This window comes from Streptomyces africanus (genome assembly GCF_002150735.1).
In the GTDB taxonomy this organism is placed as follows: Bacteria; Actinomycetota; Actinomycetes; order Streptomycetales; family Streptomycetaceae; genus Streptomyces; species Streptomyces africanus.
In genome coordinates this window covers 1-20,734 of the sequence record NZ_MUKA01000282.1, presented here as the reverse complement: position 1 = coordinate 20,734, position 20,734 = coordinate 1, and the positions used below count along the sequence as shown (strand labels likewise).

Here is a 20,734-nt window from a genome sequence, read left to right as displayed (position 1 = left end):
CACCAGGGCCGGCCCTGGTGGCGGGTGATGTGCCTGACCGGCGTCGACTACTTCTCCACCCTCGGCTACCAGCCGGGCATCGCGGCGCTCGCCGCCGGACTGCTGTCGCCGGTCGCGACGATCGTGCTGGTGATCGTCACCCTGGCGGGCGCCCTGCCGGTCTACCGCCGGGTGGCCGAGGAGAGCCCGCACGGCGAGGGCTCGATCGCGATGCTGGAGCGGCTGCTCTCCTTCTGGCAGGGCAAGCTGTTCGTGCTGACCCTGCTGGGCTTCGCCGCCACCGACTTCCTGATCACCATCACCCTGTCGGCCGCCGACGCCTCCACCCACCTCGTGGAGAACCCGCACCTGACCGGCGTCCTGCACGACCAGCAGATGCTGATCACGCTCGTCCTCGTGGCGCTGCTCGGCGCGGTGTTCCTCAAGGGCTTCCTGGAGGCGATCGGCGTTGCGGTCGCCCTGGTGGGCGCCTACCTGGCGCTCAACGTGGTCGTGGTGGTCGCCGGCGTCTACCACGTGGTCACCGCCGGCCATGTGGTCACCGACTGGGCCGGCGCCCTCACCACCCAGCACGGCAATGTCCTCGTCATGGTCGGCGTGGCCCTGCTCGTCTTCCCGAAGCTGGCGCTCGGCCTCTCCGGGTTCGAGACCGGCGTGGCCGTGATGCCGCACGTCAAGGGCGACCCGGACGACACGGAGGAACGGCCGGCCGGCCGCATCCGCGACACGAAGAAGCTGCTCACCACGGCCGCCCTCGTCATGAGCGGCTTCCTGATCACCACCAGTTTCATCACCACCCTCCTCATCCCCGAGAAGGAGTTCGAGCCGGGCGGCCAGGCCAACGGGCGCGCACTGGCCTATCTGGCGCACGACTACCTGGGCAACACCTTCGGCACCGTCTACGACGCCTCGACGATCGCCATCCTGTGGTTCGCCGGCGCCTCCGCGATGGCCGGCCTGCTCAATCTGATGCCGCGCTACCTCCCCCGCTACGGCATGGCCCCGCACTGGGCCAGGGCCGTCCGCCCCATGGTCATCGTCTTCACACTGATCGCCTTCCTCGTCACCTGGATCTTCGACGCGGACGTCAACGCGCAGGGCGGCGCCTACGCAACCGGTGTGCTGGTCCTGATCAGCTCCGCCGCGATCGCCGTGACCATCGCCGCCCGCAAGGCCCGGCAGCGGAACTGGACCGTCGCCTTCGCGGTCATCTCCGCGGTGTTCCTCTACACGACCGTCGCCAACGTCATCGAGCGCCCGGACGGCGTGAAGATCGGCGCCTGCTTCATCGCCGGCATCATCCTGGTCTCCCTGCTGTCCCGGCTGGCCCGGTCGTTCGAGCTCCGCGTGACCGGCGTGACGCTGGACGACATGGCGGCCCGCTTCATCCGGGACATGGCCAGCCGCCGGATGCGGTTCATCGCCAACGAGCCCGACCGGCGCGACATCGCGGAGTACCGCGACAAGATCGAGCAGATCCGGTACGACAACGACGTACCCGGGCAGGAGGACTTCGTCTTCGTCGAGGTGACGGTCACCGACCCGTCCGAGTTCGAGGCGGGCCTGACCGTGCGCGGCGAGGTGCTCCACGACCGCTACCGCGTCCTGACCCTGGAGTCCTCCTCCGTCCCCAACGCCCTGGCCGCGCTCCTGCTGTACGCCCGCGACCTGACCGGCCGCACCCCGCACATCTACTTCGAGTGGACCGAAGGGGGCCCCTTCGCCAACCTCCTGCGCTTCTTCCTCTTCGGCCAGGGCGAGGTCGCCCCGGTGACCCGCGAGGTCCTGCGCGAGGCGGAACCGGACCGCAAGCGGCGGCCGAAGGTACACGTGGGCTGAGTCAGCCCTTGGGTCTGCGCCGGCCGAAGCCACGGCGGGGCGGACGCACCACGATCTGCCCGTAGTTGATCTCGCCGGTGATCCGCACACGCAGCACGACCGGGGCTTCGGCCGCCCCACGTGCCTTGATCTGGGAGTAGTTCGTCACCAGCCCGCCGGTGTCCACCACGACCCCCGGCCGGGTCAGCAGCTTCAGGGAGCAGGCCCGCATGTCCAGGTCGATGTCCAGCCTGTCCTCGGTGATCACCGCGTCGGTGAAGTCGAGCGTCACCTCGCCCCACGCCGACCGGATCTCCAGCCGCCGCGGCACCACCCAGCCGTCACCGCGCCGGGTCGAGGACCCCTCCTGCTCGATCCGGACGACCTCCTGCGCCTCGACGCCGGTCCCGCCCGATCCGTCGGGCAGATCCGCGGTCAGCACGGCGAGCTCGCCCACCGTACGGGCGGACAGCGCGGCCTCCAGGCGCTCGTCGAGCTCCTCCAAGGTCAGCCGGCCGTCACCCGCGGCGACGCGCAGCACGTCCACCACCCGGTCCCGATCCGCATGCGAGGCCCTCACCTCGGGCGATCCACCGGTACGCGAGAGGTCCCCCGCCATCACATCACCCCGATCTCCCCGGGCACGGCATCCGGCCCGCCCATTCGACGACTAACGCTATATCGCGTTATACCCAACGGCCAACCCCGCATCCGCCGTTCCCGCCGCGCGCCCTATCGTGACCGGCATGCAGTCCTACACGATCGGCCAGGCAGCACGACTGCTCGGCGTGAGCCCGGACACCGCCCGGCGCTGGGCGGACGCGGGCCGCATCACCACCCACCGCGACGAGGCCGGGCGGCGGCTCGTCGACGGACGGGACCTGGCCGCGTTCTCCGTCGAACTCGCCAAGTCCGGCACCGCCGAGGAGGACACCCCGTACACCTCGGCCCGCAACGCCTTCCCCGGCATCGTCACCGCGATCAAGCTCGGTGACGTCGCCGCCCAGGTGGAGATCCAGGCCGGCCCGCACCGCCTCGTCTCCCTGCTCACCCGCGAGGCCGTCGAGGAACTGGGCCTGGAGGTCGGCATGGAGGCGACGGCCCGCGTGAAGTCGACGAACGTCCATATCGACCGGGTCTGAGGCCGTAGAAACGCACATACACACCCCCTGGCCCGCTCGCCCTGGCTCATGCGAAGCCACAGCACACTTTCCCCTCGCAGATGCGCCAGTATGATCGGCGTATCGGAGGAGCCCTGCGGGTTCCTCCCCCGCACACCGAGGGAGTGGCCCCCAGATGACCCGTTCCGCACACCGGCCACGCCGGACCCTCCAGGTCGCCGGTGCGTCCGCAGCCGCACTGCTGACGCTGAGCGCCTGCTCCTCGTCCGGCACGGGCTCGGACAAAGGCTCCTCCCCGGCGAAACCCTCCGGCACGGTCACCGTCTTCGCCGCCGCCTCACTGAAGGAGAGCTTCGAGGCCCTGGGCAAGACGTTCGAGAAGCAGCACCCCGGCACGAAGGTCACCTTCAACTTCGGCGGCAGCGACACCCTCGCCGCCAGCATCACCAGCGGCGCCCCGGCCGATGTCTTCGCCGCCGCCAGCCCCAAGACCATGGCGACCGTGACGGACCAGCAGGACGCAGCGGGCACGCCGGTCACCTTCGTCCGCAACCGGCTGGAGATCGCCACGCCGCCCGGCAACCCCGACCACATCTCCTCCCTGAAGGACCTCACCAAGCCGGGCCTGAAGGTCGTCCTGTGCGACAAGACCGTGCCGTGCGGTGCCGCCGCCCAGAAGGCCCTGGACGCTGGCGGCCTGACGCTCACTCCCGTCTCGTACGAACAGGACGTCAAGAGCGCCCTGACGAAGGTCGAGCTGAAGGAGGCCGACGCCGCCGTCGTCTACCGGACCGACGTGCGGGCGGCGGGTGACAAGGTGGCGGGCGTGGACTTCCCCGAGTCGGCCCAGGCCGTCAACGACTATCCGATCGCCCTGCTCGAGAACGCCCCCAACCCCAAGGCGGCGAAGGCTTTCGTCGCACTGGTGCGGTCCACCGAGGGCCGGAAGGCACTGTCCGGGGCCGGGTTCCTCAAGCCGTGACCGATACACGGGAAAGCCGGCCCCGCCGCGATCGCCACCGCGGCAGGACCCGGTCGGTGCCGGTGCCCCTGCTGGTGCCCGCTCTGATCGGCCTGGCGTTCCTGCTCCTGCCCCTGATCGCCCTGCTCGTGCGGGCGCCCTGGCGCAGCCTCCCCGAGCAGCTGACGAGCGCCGAGGTGTGGGAGGCCCTCCGGCTGTCGCTCGTCTGCGCCACGGCGGCGACCGGCCTGAGCCTGGTCGTCGGCGTGCCCCTGGCCTGGCTGCTGGCCCGCACGCGGTTTCCCGGCCGGGGTCTCGTACGGGCCCTGGTGACGCTGCCGTTGGTGCTGCCGCCGGTGGTGGGCGGTGTGGCCCTGCTGCTCGCCTTCGGGCGCAATGGCGTCATCGGGCAGTGGCTGGACTCCTGGTTCGGGATCACCCTGCCGTTCACCACGACGGGTGTCGTCCTCGCCGAGACGTTCGTGGCGATGCCGTTCCTCGTCATCAGCGTGGAGGGCACCCTGCGGGCCGCCGACCCGCGCTACGAGGAGGCGGCCACGACCCTGGGCGCCTCCCGCTTCACCGCGTTCCGCCGGGTCACCCTGCCGCTGATCGCACCGGGCATCGCGGCCGGAGCCGTACTGGCCTGGGCCCGGGCCCTGGGCGAGTTCGGCGCGACGATCACCTTCGCGGGCAATTTCCCGGGCCGCACCCAGACCATGCCGCTGGCGGTCTACCTGGCCCTCCAGAACGACCCGGCTGCGGCGATCGCCCTCAGCCTGGTCCTGCTGGCGGTGTCCATCGCGGTCCTGGCGGCCCTGCGCGACCGCTGGATGACGGCCTCCTGACCCCTGGACGAACGCATATGACCGACCTCGACGACACCACGACCGGCGTCCTCGCCGAAGGCCTCGACGCCCGCCTCGTCGTGCAGCGCGGCACCTTCCGCCTCGACATCACGCTCACCGCCGCCCCGGGGGAGGTCGTGGCCCTGCTCGGCCCGAACGGCGCCGGCAAGACCACCGCCCTGCGCGCCCTGGCGGGGCTCACCCCTCTCACGTCGGGTCACCTGCGGCTGGACGGCACCCCGCTGGACGCCACGCCGCCCGAGTCCCGCCCGGTCGGTGTCGTCTTCCAGGACTACCTGCTCTTCCCGCATCTGACCGCCCTGGACAACGTCGCCTTCGGGCCGCGCTGCCGGGGCGCCGGCAAGGCCGAGGCCCGTGCCCAGGCCGCCGACTGGCTGGACCGGATGGGCCTGGCCGACCACGCCGGCGCCAAGCCCCGCCGCCTGTCGGGAGGCCAGGCCCAGCGCGTGGCCGTGGCCCGGGCCCTGGCCACCCGGCCCCGGCTGCTGCTCCTGGACGAACCCCTCGCCGCGCTCGACGCCCGCACCCGCCTGGAGGTGCGCGCCCAGCTCCGGCGCCATCTCGCCGAGTTCGAGGCCGTGGCCGTCCTCGTCACGCACGACCCGCTGGACGCCATGGTGCTGGCCGACCGCCTGGTCGTGATCGAGCACGGCCACGTCGTCCAGGAGGGCACGCCCTCCCACATCGCCCGCCACCCCCGCACGGACTACATCGCCCGGCTCGTCGGCCTCAACCTCTACCGGGGACGCGCCGAGGGCCACACCGTCCGGCTCGACGCGGGCCCGGCCATCACGACCACGGAAGAGCTCTCCGGCCCGGCCTTCGTGGCGTTCCCGCCCGGCGCCGTGACGCTGTACCGGGAACGCCCCAGCGGCTCCAGCGCCCGCAACCTGTGGCGCTGCGAGGTCGCCGGGCTGGAGACGCACGGCGACCAGATCCGCGCGGACCTCACCGGCGCACTCGCCCTGACCGCCGACCTCACCACGGTCGCCGCGGCCGAACTCGACCTGCATCCCGGCGCCCCGGTATGGGCGGCGGTCAAGGCGACGCAGACACACGCATACCCGGCATGAGGAACTCGGCGGGCTACCGTGCACCCATGAGCCTGAGCATCCGCAACCAGCTTCCCGGCACCGTCACCGCCGTCACGCCGGGCGAGGCCATGGCGACGGTCAGGATCCGCCTCACCGGCGGTCAGGCCCTCACCGCGGCGATCACCCGTGAGGCGGCCGACGACCTCGGTCTCACACCGGGCACCGCCGTGCGCGCCCTGGTGAAGTCGACGGAGGTATCGCTGGCCACCGCCCCCGTCGAGGGCCTCTCCATCCGCAACCGGCTCCCCGGGACGGTCACGGACATCACCACCGGCGACGCGATGGCGTCCGTGCGCGTCACCGTCGAGGGAGGCGAACTGACCGCCGCGATCACCAGGGACGCAGTGGACGACCTCGCCCTGTCGGCCGGAACCCCCGTCGTCGCCCTGATCAAGTCGACCGAGGTGTCCCTCGCCGCCGGATGACGGGAGGGGCCCCGCACCGCGGAGCCCCTCCCCTGCGACCGATCCGGCCGGTCAGTCCTGGTACGCGTCCAGCGGCGGGCAGGAGCAGACCAGGTTCCGGTCGCCGAAGGCCTGGTCGATGCGGCGCACCGGCGGCCAGTACTTGTCGGCGACCGAGACCCCGGCCGGGAAGACGGCCTCCTCACGGCTGTAGGCGTGCTCCCACTCCCCTGCGAGCGTCCCGGCGGTGTGCGGGGCGCCCCGCAGCGGGTTGTCGTCCGCGGGCCACACGCCGGAGCCGACCTTCTCGATCTCCGCACGGATGGCGATCATCGCCTCGCAGAACCGATCCAGCTCGGCCAGGTCCTCCGACTCGGTCGGCTCGATCATCAGCGTCCCGGCCACCGGGAACGACATCGTCGGCGCGTGGAAGCCGTAGTCGATCAGCCGCTTGGCCACATCGTCGACGCTCACCCCGGTCGCCTTGGTCAGCGGCCGCAGGTCGATGATGCACTCGTGCGCGACCAGCCCGCCGGGGCCGGTGTAGAGCACAGGGTAGTGCGGCTCCAGGCGCTTGGCGATGTAGTTGGCACTGAGCACCGCCACCTGCGTGGCCCGCTTCAGCCCCTCGCCGCCCATGAGCCGGACGTACGCCCAGGAGATCGGCAGGATGCCGGCGGAGCCCCACGGCGCCGCGGAGATGGGTCCGACCCCCGTCTCCGGGCCCGCCTCGGGCTGGAGCGGGTGGTTCGGCAGGTACGGCGCGAGGTGCTCCCGCACCGCCACCGGACCGACGCCGGGACCGCCGCCGCCGTGCGGGATGCAGAAGGTCTTGTGCAGGTTCAGGTGCGAGACGTCACCGCCGAAGTGCCCCGGCTTGGCGAGCCCCACGAGCGCGTTGAGGTTGGCCCCGTCGACGTAGACCTGACCGCCCGCCTCGTGCACCTGGCCGCAGATCTCGGAGACGTGCTCCTCGAACACGCCGTGCGTGGACGGGTACGTGATCATCAGCACCGCCAGCTCGTCGCGGTACTGCTCGATCTTGGCCCGCAGGTCCTCGACGTCGATCTCACCGTCGTCGGCGGTCTTCACGACGACGACCTTCATGCCCGCCATCACCGCGCTCGCGGCGTTGGTCCCGTGCGCGGACGACGGGATCAGGCACACGGTCCGCTGCTCGTCCCCGTTGGCCCGGTGATACCCGCGGACGGCGAGCAGACCGGCCAGCTCGCCCTGCGACCCGGCGTTCGGCTGGAGGGACACCTTGTCGTACCCGGTCACCTCGGCGAGACGGTCCTCCAGCTCCCGGATGAGCGTGAGGTAACCCCCGGCCTGCTCGGCGGGCGCGAAGGGGTGCAGCTGCCCGAACTCGGGCCAGGTGACCGGCTCCATCTCCGTGGTCGCGTTGAGCTTCATGGTGCAGGAGCCCAGCGGGATCATGCCCCGGTCGAGCGCGTAGTCGCGGTCGGCCAGCCGGCGCAGGTAGCGCAGCATGGCGGTCTCGGAGCGGTGCTGGTGGAAGACGGGGTGCGTCAGGTACTCGTCGGTCCGCCGCAGAGCGTCCGGAAGCCCGTCCGCCGTGGCCGCGTCCAGCGCCTCGATGACACCGTCGACCCCGAAGGCGGCCCATACGGCACGCAGCTGGATCCGCGTCGTGGTCTCGTCGCAGGCGATCGAGACGTGGTCGGCGTCGACGAGACGGAGGTTGACCCCGTTCTCCCGCGCGGCGGCCACGACATCGGCGGCCCGGCCCTCGACGCGCACGGTCAGCGTGTCGAAGTAGGACCCGTGCACGACCTCGACCCCGCCGTTCGCGAGGCCGGCGGCGAGCACCGTGGCGTACCGGTGGGTGCGCCGCGCGATGCCCTTGAGGCCCTCCGGCCCGTGGTAGACGGCGTACATGCCGGCCATGACGGCGAGCAGCACCTGGGCGGTGCAGATGTTGCTGGTGGCCTTCTCGCGGCGGATGTGCTGCTCACGCGTCTGGAGCGCCAGCCGGTAGGCCTTGTTCCCGTCGGCGTCCACGGACACGCCGACGAGCCGCCCGGGCAGGCTGCGCGCCATCTTGTCCTGGACCGCCATGTAACCGGCGTGCGGGCCGCCGAAGCCCATCGGCACACCGAAACGCTGCGTCGTCCCGACGGCGATGTCCGCGCCGAGCTCACCGGGCGACTTCAGCAGCGCCAGCGCGAGCAGATCGGCGGCGACGGTGACGAGCGCCCCGAGTTCGTGGGCCTGGTCGATGACCGGCTTGATGTCGCGTACGGCTCCGGAGGCGCCCGGGTACTGGATCAGCACGCCGTTGATCTCGCGTTCGGCGATCTCGGCGGGAATGCCCTCGCCGAGGTCGGCGACGACGACCTCGACGCCGGTCGGCTCGGCCCGGGTCCGGATCACGGCGATGGTCTGCGGCAGCGCGTCCGCGTCGACCAGGAAGAGGCCCTTCTTGTTCTTGCCGAGGCGCCGCGAGAGCGCCATGGCCTCGGCGGCCGCGGTGCCCTCGTCGAGCAGGGAGGCTCCGGAGGTGGGCAGTCCGGTGAGGTCGGCGACCATGGTCTGGAAGTTGAGCAGCGCCTCGAGCCGCCCCTGTGAGATCTCCGGCTGGTACGGCGTGTAGGCCGTGTACCAGGCCGGGTTCTCCATGACGTTGCGCATGATGACGGGCGGCGTGAAGGTGCCGTAGTACCCGAGCCCGATCATGGAGTCGAGGACCTGGTTGCGGTCGGCGAGGGAGCGCAGCTCGGCGATCACCTCGGCCTCGCTGCGGGCGCCCGGCAGGTCCAGCGCCTCGGCACTCTTGATCACGGCCGGGACGGCGGCGGCCGTGAGCTCGTCCAGCGAGCCGTAGCCGACCTGCGCGAGCATCTTGGCGCGGGCCTCGTGGTCGGGGCCGATGTGACGCTGCTCGAAGGGAACTGCCTCTTCGAGTTCGGAGAGCGGGATGCGATGGGCGGTCATTTGCGGAGGCCTCCTGGTCTGACACGACCTTCGAGGGGCACCACGGCACGGGTACCCGGACGGCCTCCCCCTCTGTCATCTCAACCTGAGAGCTTCACCGGATCGCCCGAAGGCCTCCGGTTTTCACCGTCGGTGAGAGCGGAAGCCGTCGACACCCGCCCTGCTTTCCAGAGTGACCTCGTCCGTGCGGTACGTGGGCCTGAGAGATTCCGGGGAGGATTTGCTCCTTCGGCGCCTCCGATGGTGTCTGGAGGACTCTCCCGCACGGGGTCAGCAGCCGCTGCCAGCCTACCAGCGCGGTCCACGCACGAACCTTCGAGTGGCCGCCTCTCCGATTGTGCCGTTTTGTAGTGCTTACGGATGAGTTGCGACCACGTGGAGGGCCCGTGCGAACCGATATCGATCCACGCCATCTGATCGGCCGCAAGGCGTTCGACCGCAACGGAACCAGGATCGGCACGATCGACGAGGTCTACCTCGACGACGCCACCGGCGAGCCGGAGTGGGCGGCCATACGGACGGGCCTGTTCAGCAGGGACGCTTTCGTCCCCCTCGAACCCAGTGAACTGATCGACGGCGCCCTCCACGTGCCCTTCGACCGCGCCCTGATCAAGGACGCCCCCGACTTCGGCGTGGGCCGCCACCTCTCCCCGGAACAAGAACTGCAGCTCTACCACCACTACGGCCTCGACGTCGCCGCACCTCCCCCGCTCCCCGACCACCACTTCGGCAAGCTGGCGGGCACGGACGAGACGGCCTGAAGCCCGGCAAGCCCTACGGGGCAGGGGACCGCATCCCCACAGCTCCGGCCCCGCCCTCCGGTCCACGGCTCTCCTTGTGTCTCGATAAAACCAGCGGCAACGGATCCGCCGGCTCCAGGTCCGGATCGCCGACCCGGAAGGTCCGCACCCGCCCGGGCTCGGAGCCGGGCGTCTCGAACCGCACCGTGACCCGCCCCAGACCGCTGCCCTGCACCCACCCGTGCCCGAACACGGCGTGCCGTACGTCATGCCCGGCGGCCCACCGTCGCTCGGCGAGCGCCGGCTGCTCCTCGGCCGGCGCCACGGCGTCCTCCTCGAGGGGGCCCTCTGCCTCCGTCCGTTCCCCCGCCGCCTGCGCGAAGAGATCCTCCTGCGTGTAGTCGGCGAGCCCGCTGACGCCCACCCCGAGCAGCCGCACACCGCCCGTGGTGTCGACCGAGTCGAGCAGCCGGGCCGCCGCCTCGCGGATCACCCCGGCATCGTCCGTCGGCCCGCGCAGCGTCTCCGACCGCGTGAGCGTCGAGAAGTCGTACCGCCGCACCTTCAGCACGATCGTCCGCCCGGACAGCCCGGCCCCGCGCAGCCGTCGCACGCACCGGTCGGCCAGTCGCTGCACCTCCAGGCCCACCCGCACCCGGTCGTGGATGTCCACGTCATAGGTGTCCTCGACCGACACCGACTTCGCCTCCCGCTCCGCCACGACAGGCCGGTCGTCCCGCGCCAGCGCCATGGCGTAGAGCCCCTGCCCATGCGACTTTCCCAGCAGCCGGACCATCTCGTCCTCGCCCGCCTCGACGATCTCCTCGATCGTGGTGATCCCGGCCCGCCGCAGGTGGTCGCCCGTCGCCGGCCCGACCCCCGGCAGTGTCCGCACCGACATCGGCCCGAGCATCGCCCGCTCGGTCCCCGGCTCGATCACCACCAGCCCGTCGGGCTTGGCCTGCTCCGAGGCGATCTTCGCGAGCATCTTGGAGGCGGCGAGCCCGACCGACCCCGTGAGCCCGGTGACGGCCCGTATGTCCGCGCGCAGCTGTGCCCCGACCAGCCGCGCCGACTGCTCGTCCCAGGCCGCTCCCCCGGCCTCCAGGTCCACGAACGCCTCGTCCAGGCTCAGCGGCTCCACCAACGGCGAGAGCGCCCGCAGCAGCTCCATCACCCGCTCGCTGATCGCCTTGTAGAACCCGAAGCGCGGCACGAGGTACGCGGCGTTGGGCGCGAGCCGCCGGGCCTGCCCCATCGGCATCGCCGAATGCACACCGAAGACCCTGGCCTCGTACGACGCCGTGGCCACGACGCCCCGCGGCCCGAGCCCGCCCACGACGACGGCCTTCCCACGCAGACTCGGCTTGGACGCCTGCTCCACCGAGGCGAAGAAGGCATCCATGTCGAGATGCAGGATCGTGGGCGCGGTTCTCACATCTCCGATGCTGCCCTACGCCACTGACAACGCCCCGGACAACCGCCCCGACGCCCCGGGGGAAACCGCTTGCAGCCCGGCGCGGAAACGTCCCGCCTTGGAATGACCTGGGGGCACCGCGCTGCCGGACGGCTCAGACGGCCCGGTTCCGCCGCCGCGCCAGCTCGTCCGCCGGGTTGGGCCCGACCAAGGTCTCGCCGGTGTCGATCCGCTCCCCGTGCAGCTGGGACAGCGCGCTCTCGACATCCCGCCACACCACGCCCACTGCGATCCCGAAGACGCCCTGCCCTCCTTGGAGCAGCGCGTGGACCTCGTCCGGCGAGGTGCACTCGTAGACCGTCGCTCCGTCACTCATCAGCGTCATCCGCTCAAGGTCACGGAAACCGCGTTCCCTGAGGTGCTGGACGGCCGTGCGGATGTTCTGGAGCGACACCCCGGTGTCGAGGAAGCGCTTGACGATCTTCAGGACGACGACGTCCCGGAAGCTGTACAGCCGCTGCGTCCCGGACCCGTAGGCGGGGCGCACACTCGGCTCGACGAGCCCGGTGCGGGCCCAGTAGTCCAGCTGCCGGTAGGTGATACCGGCGGCCGCGCAGGCCGTGGGGCCGCGATAGCCGATCTGCTCGGACGCCATGGACGTCGTCCCTCCGCTGCTCGGCACAGCCGTCGGTCGCTGCGGAACGTGATCAGCCACGTCGCCGGGCTGGGGACATGCCCCGCTCGGGCGGAGCCGTGAGCCCGGGGGAGGGTACGGACCGCTCGCCCTGAGACTGCGCTCGGGGCCACCCCCAGCCGTACCGTCGCCGCTGCTTCTCACGCCGACCTCCGTCCTTGACCTGCCTTCTCGACGGTAGGCAGTCACCCGGGGTGCGTCAACGATCGCCACACTCGCCACGCCGAGTGATAATCACCCTAAGAGTGGTTTCCCGTGCCCCACCGCGGGGAAAGGCTAGCCGAATGCCCCGATGCGGGCCGGGTGACGCTCGCAGCCACCTCCGGCACATGCGGGCATTTCGCCCGTCACACATACGGCGGGCGACCCTGCCGCGGACCACATCGTCCGCCGGGCCGCCCCACACACGCCTCACTGGCTTCTGGCACTCCCCGTCATCCGGCTCTCACCGGAATCCGGAGTTCACTGACTGCTGCTGCCGAAGTCCTCCGGGGAGATCTGGTCGAGGAACTCGCGGAACTTCTCCACCTCGTCCTCCTGCTCGTCCGGGATCGCGATACCGGCGTCGTCGAGCACCGTGTCACTGCCGTAGATCGGCGTTCCGGTGCGCAGGGCCAGCGCTATGGCGTCGGACGGGCGGGCGCTCACCTCGACGCCGCTGGCGAAGACCAGCTCCGCGTAGAAGACGCCCTCACGCAGGTCCGTGATGCGCACTTCCGTGAGCTCCTGGCCGACGGCCTCCAGCACGTCCTTGAACAGGTCGTGGGTCAGCGGCCGCGCCGGAGCCATGCCCTGCTGGGCGAAGGCGATCGCCGTCGCCTCCCCCGGTCCGATCCAAATGGGGAGGTAACGGTCGCCTCCCACTTCACGCAGCAGCACGATCGGTTGGTTGGAGGGCATTTCCACCCGGACACCTACGACATCGAGCTCGTTCACACAGCAACCCTAGGCCGTGCTCGGGATGTTTGGGTAGTCGGGCCGGGAACGGGCGCCTCTTCCGGTCGCCCACTACCGGTCGGCTCAGGGCAGCCGCACCCCGAGCGCCGTCTGCACCAACGCGGCGTGCAGCCTCACCGTGAGCCCCGCCAGCTCCTTGGTGCGGGCCTCCGCATGAGCCCTGGTCTGCGGGTTCCGGTGCCGCTTCAGCGGGGCCACCACCTGGTCCACGAGCCCGGCCTCGCGGTCGGCGGCCGCCTTCATCACCCGCAGGTGCCGCGGCTCGATCCCGAACCGCCCCAGCTCGGCGATCAGCGCGGCCACCGTGACCGCCTCAGCGTCGTACACCCCGTCCTCCAGGGGCGTGACGAGCCCGTACGACTCCCACTCCCCGAGTTCCTCCTCGCCGACGCCGGCGGCCGCGAGGAGCTCCTCACGCCCGATCCTGGCCGCTGTGGGCGCCTCGGGGGTCTCGGGCACGCTCTCGCCGTCGCGCTGGCGGCCCAGCGTCGGCAGCTGGACGGCCTCGCCTCGCTCCATGGCCTCCAGATGCTCGCGGATCACCTTCAGGGGCAGATAGTGGTCCCGCTGCATCCTCAGGACATGGCCGAGGCGCTCGACGTCATGGGCGCTGAACTTGCGATACCCCGACGGGGTCCGCTGTGGCTCGATGAGCCCCTCCGCCTCCAGGAAACGGATCTTGGAGATCGTGACCTCGGGGAACTCGTCGCGCAGCACGTTCAGCACCGTGCCGATGCTCATCAGCCTGTCCGTGGCGGCGGCGCCGTGTCCGGCACCGCCGCTCGGTGTTTGAAGCATGGACCTTCCCTGACGGACGGACCTTCGCAGGGGTTCCCCGGACGGACCGGTCAGTAGCCCCGCTGGCTGGCGTAGAAGACCAGCCGGTACTTGCCGATCTGCACCTCGTCGCCGTTGTTCAGGGCGACCTGGTCGATCCGCTCGCGGTTCACATACGTGCCGTTCAGGCTGCCCACGTCGGCCACCGTGAACGAGCCGTCCTGACCTCGGCGGAACTCCACATGGCGCCGGGAGACCGTCACGTCGTCCAGGAAGATGTCGCTCTGCGGATGACGCCCGGCCGTGGTCAGATCACCGTCCAGCAGGAAGCGGCTGCCCGAGTTCGGCCCGCGGCGCACGACCAGGAGCGCGGAACCCAGCGGCAGCGCGTCGACGGCCGCCTGCGCCTCGGGAGACAGCGTCGGCATCGGCGTCTGGCCGGTGGTCTCGCTGTCGTAGGCCTCGAGACCGGAAATGGAGATCGTGGAGGTCGTCTCGGACGGACGCTCCGCCGCAGCCCCCGCCCGCAGCGGCGCGCCGCAGTTGGAGCAGAATCGGCTGTTCTCCGCGTTGCGGTTACCGCACCTCGTACACACCAGGGCCGACATCGGATCCTCCTGCCGCGGCTGCCCACCAGGGGCATTGGACGCATACGGGTCGGAAAACCCTCCACCCGCACTTGAGGTTGACGGTTGCCCGAAACCTATGCCGCCGGACTGCGCAGGGTCAACCGACGGCGCGCCCTGACCTCCGGAAACGTCACCGCCCGGGCCACCGACCTGGTCCCGGAACAGCGGCCGCTGGCCTTCCGCGTCAGGCTGTGCGCGATGGCGAGCGGTCGCGTTGTCGCTGCTCTCTCGCGCGCTCTTGCCGAACAACTTCGCAAACAACTTCACGGGCGATTCCCCTTGACCGAAACAGACCCGCCCGTGGGGCAGGACGAACCCTGACTGAACACTCTGGCCGACCCGGACATCCTGACAACGTCCGTCTGCACCAGACAGTTTCCACCACGCACCACCCATTCGGTGCGCCGACCCCCCGCAACCTCATGCCCTCGCCCGACCTCGCCCATGCACCCCCGGTTCACTGGGAGGACGACCGAGCGTAGTCAGGCCGCTTCACCGCCCGCAAGGCGTCCACGACGATCTTGGTCGACCGCTCGATGGTGACCGTGGCCTGTTCCTTCTCGAGAGTCTGCACCACGCCTCCGGGGATGTTGAGCGCCGGCTCGAGATCCTGCGGCTTGCCGATGACCTTGAAACGATAGGGCGCGTTGATCTTGTTCCCGTCGACGCTCACGCCCTTGCCGGAATCCGTCAGATACGTGCCTGCGACGACCCGCACGCCGTTCACCTGTATCGCCTCGGCACCCGCCGCGCGCAGCTCCTGGACCGCGTCGAGCAGCATGTCCGCCTCGACGGTCCCCTTGGTGTCCTCGATGGTCATGGTGATGCCGGGCCCCTGCGCGGCCACGGTGCCGGCCAGGATGCCGAGTTGCCTCTCCTTCTCGACGGTCTGCTTCCGGGCCTCCTCGGCCTGGTCCGAGCTGTTCTCCAGCTCGTCGCGCTGCTTCTCGAGGCCCTGCTTCTCGTCCTCAAGACGCTGCGTACGGTCATCCAGTTCATCGAGAATCCGGACAAGATCTTCCTGACGCGCACCACGCAGCGCGCTGTCACCGTCGCTGTGTGAGGCCACCTGCACGGCCAGCCCGAAGCCGAGGCCGAACAGCAGCAGCGCGACGATGAGTTGGGCCCGTGAGACCCGCGGCGGCCACAGTCCCTGCACCAGCCGCTGCCGACCGGTCAGCCGCGGCTCGGACTCGGAACCGGGCCCGGGAGCCGCCTGCGGTTCGGGCTCCGGTGCCGATTCCGGTTCCGGTTCCGGTTGCGAGGCGTCCTGGGCGGCCGGCACCGTCGCGGACACCTCCTCGGGCAGTTCCTTGCGCAGCCGGTTCCCGGACTCGCCGTTCCCGTCACGCTGGTCCGCGCGCGTGCCGCCGTTCTCCTCGGGGCGCTTGTCGTCGTGCTCGCTCATCGGCCTCACGCCCGGAACACGTGCCGGCGGATCGCCGCGGCGTTGGAGAAGATCCGGATACCGAGGACGACCACCACACCGGTGGACAGCTGGGCACCCACGCCCAACTTGTCCCCCAGGAACACGATCAACGCGGCCACCACCACGTTCGACAGGAACGACACCACGAAGACCTTGTCGTCGAAGATGCCGTCGAGCATGGCCCGCAGGCCGCCGAAGACGGCGTCGAGCGCCGCCACGACAGCGATCGGCAGATAAGGCTCGACCACCGCCGGAACCTCAGGCCGGACCAACAGGCCGGCCACGACTCCCACGACGAGGCCCAGTACGGCGATCACGATGTGCCCTTCTCGCTCTTCTCAATGCTCGGCTGTGCTGTACGTACGATCACACTCGGCGCGGCAGGCAGCCGGAGGTCGTCCTCCACGGAGATGCCTGTCCTGATGCCGTAACTCTCCTGGAGCGCGTTCAGATACAGCCCGTCCGCGCTGTCCTGGAACCGAGTGCTCAGCCGCTGCCCGTCCCCCACCGCGAGCACCGTGTACGGCGGCACCAGCGGCTTGTTGTCGACCAGTATCGCGTCCCCCGCGGCCCTGATCGCGGACAGGGCCGTCAGCCGCTGCCCGTTGATCGAGACGGCCTCGGCACCCGACTCCCACAGACCGTTGACCACGCGCTGCATGTCCCGGTCGCGCACGCGGCCGGTGTCGGAGAACCCGGTGGTCTCGCGCGGGTCCTCGCCACCGCCCGGGCCTGCTTCCTTGGCGTCGTTCACCACGAGCTTCACACCGGGACCGTGCACCGCTGAAGCGCCCGAGAGGATGCCCACGATCTCGGACTCGGCGCTGCCACGGCTGTGCTTCAGCGCCTCCCGCTGGCGCGCGCTCACGTCCTCGCGCAACCGGTCGACGGAGTCCTCCAGCTTGTCCGCCGCCTCGGTCTCCCGGTCGATCCGGTCGACCAGTTCCTCCCGCTCCTTGGCGACGACCGGCGCGGCGACACGCGCCTGGGCCGCTCCCACGGTCACGACCAGGGCCGCGAGTACCAGGCCGGCAGCGAGTCCCAGCTTCGCCCCGAGCGTCCTCGGCATGCCACCGTCGCCCGCGGCCTTCTTCCGCGCGGCGGCCTCGGCGTATCCGTCGTCGAGGCTGTGGTCCATGACGTTGGTGATCAACGACATGGACGCGTCCGGGCGCCGGGGCCGCGTCGGTGTGCTCCGAATGGGGGGTTGCTGCGGCATGCCGCACATCGTCGCACGTCGCGGCCACTACCACCGAAACGGCCCCACGGCGTGCCGGACAGGCCCCGTTGGGGACACTTGTCCGGCACGCACGCGTGCAGCCCGTTTACCGGCCGGCGCTGTCCACGACCGCCGACCACTCGTCCAGCAGGGCCTGCGCGGAGGCATCGTCCGGTCCCTCGGCCCACAGGTGGGTGACGGCCTCGGCCGGGTCGGGCAGCACCATCACCCAGCGACCGTCCGTCTCCACCACCCGCACGCCGTCCGTGGTGTCCACGAACCGGTCTCCGGCCGCCTCGACGACCCGCCGCATCACCAGCCCCTTGACGGCCCACGGAGTCGCCAGGTCGCGCTTCAGGACGTGCGCCCGCGGGATCCTCGCATCGATCTGGCTGAGCGTGAGCTGCGTCCGCGCCACGAGCCCGATGAGCCGTACGAAGGCCGCGGTGGCGTCGTACACGCTGCTGAACTCGGGGACGATGAACCCGCCCTTGCCGTCGCCGCCGAAGATCGTCCCTTCCTCACCACCCACGCGCGTGAGGTCGTCGGGAGACGTGGTCGTCCACTCGACCTGGGTCCCGTGGTACGCCGCCACCTGCTCGGCGATCCTGGTCGTGGTCACCGGAAGCGCGACCCTGCCGCTGCGCCGCTCGGCGGCGACGAGGTCCAGCATCACGAGCAGCGCACGGTCGTCCTCGATGATGCGCCCCTTCTCGTCGACGAGCGACAGCCGCTCACCTACGGGATCGAACCGCACCCCGAACGCGGCCCCCGAGGACGCCACGATCTCCCCGAGACGCACCATCCCCGACCGCCGCATGTCGGCCGTCTCCGTCGGCCTGGACTCGTCGAGACCGGGATTGATCGTCAGCGAGTCGACGCCGAGCTTCCCCAGCAGACTCGGCAGGACGAGTCCCGCACTGCCGTTGGACGCGTCCACGACCACCTTCAGGCCGGAGTCCGCGATCCCGGTGGTGTCGACGTTCCGCAGCAGCGACCCGGTGTACGAGTCGAAGACACTCGCCGGGAAGTGCAGGTCACCGATCTCCCCGGGGAACGCGCGCCGGTACTCCTGCCGCGCGAACACCCGGTCCAGCTTCCGCTGGCTCCCCTGCGACAGGTCGGCGCCCTGCCCGTCGAAGAACATGATGTCGACGGAATCCTGCACCCCGGGCGTCGTACGGATCATGATGCCGCCCGCACTGCCACGCGCCGTCTGCTGACGGGCCACGGGCAGCGGCACGTTCTCCAGGTCCCGTACGTCGATGGCGCTGGCCTGCAGCGCGGAGATCACCGCTCGCTTCAGCGCGCGGGCACCACGCGAGTGATCGCGGGCCGTGGTGACGGTCGAGCCCTTTTTCAGGGTGGTCGCATAGGCGCCGGCAAGCCGTACCGCCAGCTCCGGTGTGATCTCCACGTTCAGGATTCCGGACACACCCCGGGCGCCGAAGAGGTGCGCCTGTCCCCTTGATTCCCAGATGACGGAGGTGTTGACGAAGGCACCGGCTTCGATGGTCTTGAACGGATAGACCCGCACATTGCCCTGAACGATCGATTCTTCACCGATCAGGCACTCATCACCGATGACCGCGCCGTCCTCGATCCGCGCCGCGCGCATGATGTCGGTGTTCTTTCCGACGACGCAGCCACGCAGATTGCTGTGGGGCCCCACGTAGACGTTGTCGTGGACGACGGCCTTATGCAGAAAAGCACCGCTCTTGACGACGACGTTGGAGCCCACGACGGTGTGCTCACGGATTTCGGCGCCGGCTTCGACCTTGGCGTAGTCCCCGATGTACAGCGGCCCTCGGAGCACGGCGTCGGGATGGACCTCGGCTCCTTCGGCGACCCACACCCCGGCGGAGATCTCGAACCCGTCGATGTCGACGTCGACCTTGCCCTCCAGCACGTCGGCCTGGGCCTTCACGTAGCTCTCGTGCGTGCCGACGTCCTCCCAGTAGCCCTCGGCGATGTAGCCGTAGATGGGCTTGCCTTCCTTCATCAACTGCGGGAAGACATCGCCGGACCAGTCGACGGGCACATCGGGCTCGACGTAGTCGAAGACCTCGGGCTCCATCACGTAGATGCCGGTGTTCACGGTGTCGGAGAAGACCTGGCCCCAGGTGGGCTTCTCGAGGAAGCGCTCCACCTTGCCTTCCTCGTCGACAATGGTGATACCGAATTCCAGCGGATTGGGCACTCGCGTCAGACAGACCGTGACCAGCGCACCCTTCTCCTTGTGGAAATTGATGAGCTCGGTGAGATCGAAATCCGTCAGCGCATCGCCCGAGATGACCAGGAAGGCATCGTCCTTCAACGCCTCTTCGGCGTTCTTGACGCTTCCGGCGGTACCGAGTGGCTTCTCCTCATTGGCATAGGTGAGCTCCATACCGAGCTCTTCGCCGTCACCGAAGTAGTTCTTGACGAGCGAGGCCAGGAACTGGACAGTTACGACTGTTTCGTTGAGCCCATGCCTTTTGAGCAGCCGCAGCACATGCTCCATGATCGGGCGGTTGGCCACGGGCAGGAGCGGCTTGGGCATGCTCGAGGTCATGGGGCGAAGGCGCGTGCCCTCGCCTCCGGCCATCACGACGGCCTTCATGTCGGAAGCGTCCTCCTCAAAGAGACGACGGTCTGGCCGACTTCCCCCGCGAGGATTGTCCCGCACTTTTCCACCACGGGCCATCGCACCGCTTCTGTGGGAGCAATCCGCGAGTTCAATCGGGCATGACGTCCGCACGGACCAGGCGGCGGACTTGTACTACGTAGAGGACTCCTGCCCACCAGTACAGCGTTGTACCCCATCCGGCGAACGCCCATCCGAAAATAGCAGCCAGTGACGAGATCCAACCACTTCCGTCACTGAGCAGGAGCAGCGGGAAGGCATACATCAAGTTGAAGGTGGCGGCCTTCCCCAGGAAGTTCACCTGGGGCGGCGGGTAGCCGTGCCGGCGGAGGATGCCCACCATCACCAGCAGAACCAGCTCTCGCGCCAGAAGTACAGCGGTCAACCAGAGGGGAAGAATCTCGCGCCAGGTGAGGCCGACCAAAGTGGAAAGAATGTAGAGCCGGTCGGCTGCGGGGTCGAGGAGCCTGCCGAGGCTGCTGATCTGATTCCAGCGCCGGGCGAGCTTGCCGTCCAGGTAGTCACTGATGCCGCTGAAAGCGAGTACCAGAAGTGCCCAGCCGTCACTCTTGGGCCCACCGAACTCAGGCCGCAGAATCAGCCACAGGAAGAGGGGCACGCCGACGAGGCGCGCCATGCTGAGGATGTTCGGGATGGTGAGCACACGGTCCGTCTGGACGCGAGTCTCCTGAACCTCCACCCGGGGGCCTCCTGTGGGAAACGTGCCAACGATGCCCCCTGACCTTACCTCAACGCAAAAAAGCTCTGGCTCTCGGGCTGAGTGCCCAAGAGCCAGAGCTCTAAAAGGAGTTCGGCGGCGTCCTACTCTCCCACAGGGTCCCCCCTGCAGTACCATCGGCGCTGTAAGGCTTAGCTTCCGGGTTCGGAATGTAACCGGGCGTTTCCCCTACGCTATAACCACCGAAACACTATGAAACTGTCAGCCGCACCACGCTGTGGCAACGTGGGGCTGTTCGTGGTTTCAGAACCAACACAGTGGACGCGAGCAACTGAGGACAAG

At 69.8% G+C, this 20,734-nt stretch carries 19 protein-coding genes, 1 rRNA gene and 1 riboswitch; of the genes, 7 read left to right on the top strand and 13 right to left on the bottom strand.

Annotation, left to right across the window (positions count from 1 at the left end; translation table 11 throughout):
- A partial coding sequence (locus CCL05_RS31320; RefSeq protein ID WP_086564060.1) for an APC family permease occupies positions 1-1,839 on the top strand: 1,839 nt, incomplete at its 5' end.
- Position 1,840: 1 nt separating this feature from the next.
- On the opposite strand, the gene CCL05_RS31315 is transcribed toward CCL05_RS31320, so the two are convergent.
- The gene (locus tag CCL05_RS31315; protein WP_086564058.1) at positions 1,841-2,437 is read right to left on the bottom strand and encodes a DUF1707 SHOCT-like domain-containing protein; all 597 of its coding nucleotides are present in this window, start codon (positions 2,435-2,437) and stop codon (positions 1,841-1,843) included.
- A 127-nt stretch (positions 2,438-2,564) separates the two neighbouring features.
- On the opposite strand from CCL05_RS31315, the gene CCL05_RS31310 reads away from it, so the two are divergent.
- From CCL05_RS31310 to CCL05_RS31290, 5 genes are all read left to right on the top strand, one after another.
- Positions 2,565-2,960 (top strand): TOBE domain-containing protein, encoded by a 396-nt coding sequence (locus CCL05_RS31310; protein WP_086564057.1) that lies wholly within the window; start codon positions 2,565-2,567, stop codon positions 2,958-2,960.
- A gap of 154 nt (positions 2,961-3,114) precedes the next feature.
- Entirely contained in the window at positions 3,115-3,921 is an 807-nt protein-coding gene (gene modA, locus CCL05_RS31305; protein ID WP_086564056.1) for a molybdate ABC transporter substrate-binding protein, read from the top strand.
- On the top strand, positions 3,918-4,748 hold the full coding sequence (locus CCL05_RS31300) for an ABC transporter permease (RefSeq protein ID WP_086564055.1): 831 nt from the start codon (positions 3,918-3,920) through the stop codon (positions 4,746-4,748). Before modA ends, CCL05_RS31300 begins: the two co-directional genes overlap by 4 nt.
- Before the next feature lie 17 nt (positions 4,749-4,765).
- On the top strand, positions 4,766-5,842 hold the full coding sequence (locus CCL05_RS31295; RefSeq protein ID WP_086564054.1) for an ABC transporter ATP-binding protein: 1,077 nt from the start codon (positions 4,766-4,768) through the stop codon (positions 5,840-5,842).
- A 26-nt stretch (positions 5,843-5,868) separates the two neighbouring features.
- Positions 5,869-6,288 carry a TOBE domain-containing protein gene (locus CCL05_RS31290; RefSeq protein WP_086564053.1) on the top strand — a complete coding sequence of 140 codons (420 nt, stop codon included), beginning with the start codon at positions 5,869-5,871 and terminating at the stop codon, positions 6,286-6,288.
- A 51-nt stretch (positions 6,289-6,339) separates the two neighbouring features.
- On the opposite strand, the gene gcvP is transcribed toward CCL05_RS31290, so the two are convergent.
- On the bottom strand, positions 6,340-9,225 hold the full coding sequence (gene gcvP, locus CCL05_RS31285) for an aminomethyl-transferring glycine dehydrogenase (RefSeq protein WP_086564052.1): 2,886 nt from the start codon (positions 9,223-9,225) through the stop codon (positions 6,340-6,342).
- 177 nt (positions 9,226-9,402) lie between these two features.
- Positions 9,403-9,498, bottom strand: a riboswitch (glycine riboswitch).
- Positions 9,499-9,611: 113 nt separating this feature from the next.
- On the opposite strand from gcvP, the gene CCL05_RS31280 reads away from it, so the two are divergent.
- Positions 9,612-9,986, top strand: coding sequence for a PRC-barrel domain-containing protein (locus tag CCL05_RS31280; protein ID WP_086564051.1), 375 nt, complete (start codon positions 9,612-9,614; stop codon positions 9,984-9,986).
- A 13-nt stretch (positions 9,987-9,999) separates the two neighbouring features.
- Here the strand turns inward: CCL05_RS31280 and CCL05_RS31275 are convergent, their stop codons facing one another.
- The 11 genes from CCL05_RS31275 to rrf all read right to left on the bottom strand — a co-directional run bounded on the left by CCL05_RS31275 (position 10,000) and on the right by rrf (position 20,639).
- On the bottom strand, positions 10,000-11,403 hold the full coding sequence (locus tag CCL05_RS31275; RefSeq protein WP_086564050.1) for a DNA polymerase IV: 1,404 nt from the start codon (positions 11,401-11,403) through the stop codon (positions 10,000-10,002).
- Between the two features lie 133 nt (positions 11,404-11,536).
- Entirely contained in the window at positions 11,537-12,220 is a 684-nt protein-coding gene (locus CCL05_RS31270; protein WP_086564049.1) for a MerR family transcriptional regulator, read from the bottom strand.
- A 318-nt stretch (positions 12,221-12,538) separates the two neighbouring features.
- Positions 12,539-13,012: a bifunctional nuclease family protein gene (locus CCL05_RS31265; RefSeq protein WP_003988851.1), complete on the bottom strand. Its 474-nt coding sequence runs from the start codon at positions 13,010-13,012 to the stop codon at positions 12,539-12,541.
- Positions 13,013-13,096: 84 nt separating this feature from the next.
- Positions 13,097-13,831 carry a transcriptional regulator FtsR gene (ftsR, locus tag CCL05_RS31260; protein ID WP_086564048.1) on the bottom strand — a complete coding sequence of 245 codons (735 nt, stop codon included), beginning with the start codon at positions 13,829-13,831 and terminating at the stop codon, positions 13,097-13,099.
- A 50-nt stretch (positions 13,832-13,881) separates the two neighbouring features.
- Positions 13,882-14,835: an FHA domain-containing protein gene (locus tag CCL05_RS31255; RefSeq protein WP_086564047.1), complete on the bottom strand. Its 954-nt coding sequence runs from the start codon at positions 14,833-14,835 to the stop codon at positions 13,882-13,884.
- A gap of 61 nt (positions 14,836-14,896) precedes the next feature.
- On the bottom strand, positions 14,897-15,847 hold the full coding sequence (locus CCL05_RS31250) for a DUF881 domain-containing protein (RefSeq protein WP_244204472.1): 951 nt from the start codon (positions 15,845-15,847) through the stop codon (positions 14,897-14,899).
- A gap of 5 nt (positions 15,848-15,852) precedes the next feature.
- Complete coding sequence (locus CCL05_RS31245) at positions 15,853-16,185, bottom strand: small basic family protein (protein ID WP_003988855.1); 333 nt, start codon at positions 16,183-16,185, stop codon at positions 15,853-15,855.
- On the bottom strand, positions 16,182-17,096 hold the full coding sequence (locus CCL05_RS31240; RefSeq protein WP_086564046.1) for a DUF881 domain-containing protein: 915 nt from the start codon (positions 17,094-17,096) through the stop codon (positions 16,182-16,184). Before CCL05_RS31240 ends, CCL05_RS31245 begins: the two co-directional genes overlap by 4 nt.
- A gap of 97 nt (positions 17,097-17,193) precedes the next feature.
- Positions 17,194-19,689, bottom strand: a complete 2,496-nt coding sequence (locus CCL05_RS31235) for a mannose-1-phosphate guanyltransferase (RefSeq protein ID WP_086564045.1) — start codon at positions 19,687-19,689, stop codon at positions 17,194-17,196.
- Between the two features lie 115 nt (positions 19,690-19,804).
- The gene (gene clsA / locus CCL05_RS31230) at positions 19,805-20,413 is read right to left on the bottom strand and encodes a cardiolipin synthase ClsA (protein WP_086564044.1); all 609 of its coding nucleotides are present in this window, start codon (positions 20,411-20,413) and stop codon (positions 19,805-19,807) included.
- A gap of 109 nt (positions 20,414-20,522) precedes the next feature.
- A 5S ribosomal RNA gene (gene rrf, locus CCL05_RS31225) occupies positions 20,523-20,639 on the bottom strand.
- Positions 20,640-20,734 lie beyond the last annotated feature (95 nt).

Coding starts and splice junctions, on each gene's coding strand:
- CCL05_RS31315 (WP_086564058.1), bottom strand. CDS start 2,437: ATGGCGGGGGACCTCTCGCGTACCGGTGGATCGCCCGAGGTGAGGGCC.
- CCL05_RS31310 (WP_086564057.1), top strand. CDS start 2,565: ATGCAGTCCTACACGATCGGCCAGGCAGCACGACTGCTCGGCGTGAGC.
- modA (WP_086564056.1), top strand. CDS start 3,115: ATGACCCGTTCCGCACACCGGCCACGCCGGACCCTCCAGGTCGCCGGT.
- CCL05_RS31295 (WP_086564054.1), top strand. CDS start 4,766: ATGACCGACCTCGACGACACCACGACCGGCGTCCTCGCCGAAGGCCTC.
- CCL05_RS31290 (WP_086564053.1), top strand. CDS start 5,869: ATGAGCCTGAGCATCCGCAACCAGCTTCCCGGCACCGTCACCGCCGTC.
- gcvP (WP_086564052.1), bottom strand. CDS start 9,225: ATGACCGCCCATCGCATCCCGCTCTCCGAACTCGAAGAGGCAGTTCCC.
- ftsR (WP_086564048.1), bottom strand. CDS start 13,831: ATGCTTCAAACACCGAGCGGCGGTGCCGGACACGGCGCCGCCGCCACG.
- CCL05_RS31255 (WP_086564047.1), bottom strand. CDS start 14,835: ATGGGTGGTGCGTGGTGGAAACTGTCTGGTGCAGACGGACGTTGTCAG.
- CCL05_RS31250 (WP_244204472.1), bottom strand. CDS start 15,847: ATGAGCGAGCACGACGACAAGCGCCCCGAGGAGAACGGCGGCACGCGC.
- CCL05_RS31240 (WP_086564046.1), bottom strand. CDS start 17,096: ATGTGCGGCATGCCGCAGCAACCCCCCATTCGGAGCACACCGACGCGG.
- CCL05_RS31235 (WP_086564045.1), bottom strand. CDS start 19,689: ATGAAGGCCGTCGTGATGGCCGGAGGCGAGGGCACGCGCCTTCGCCCC.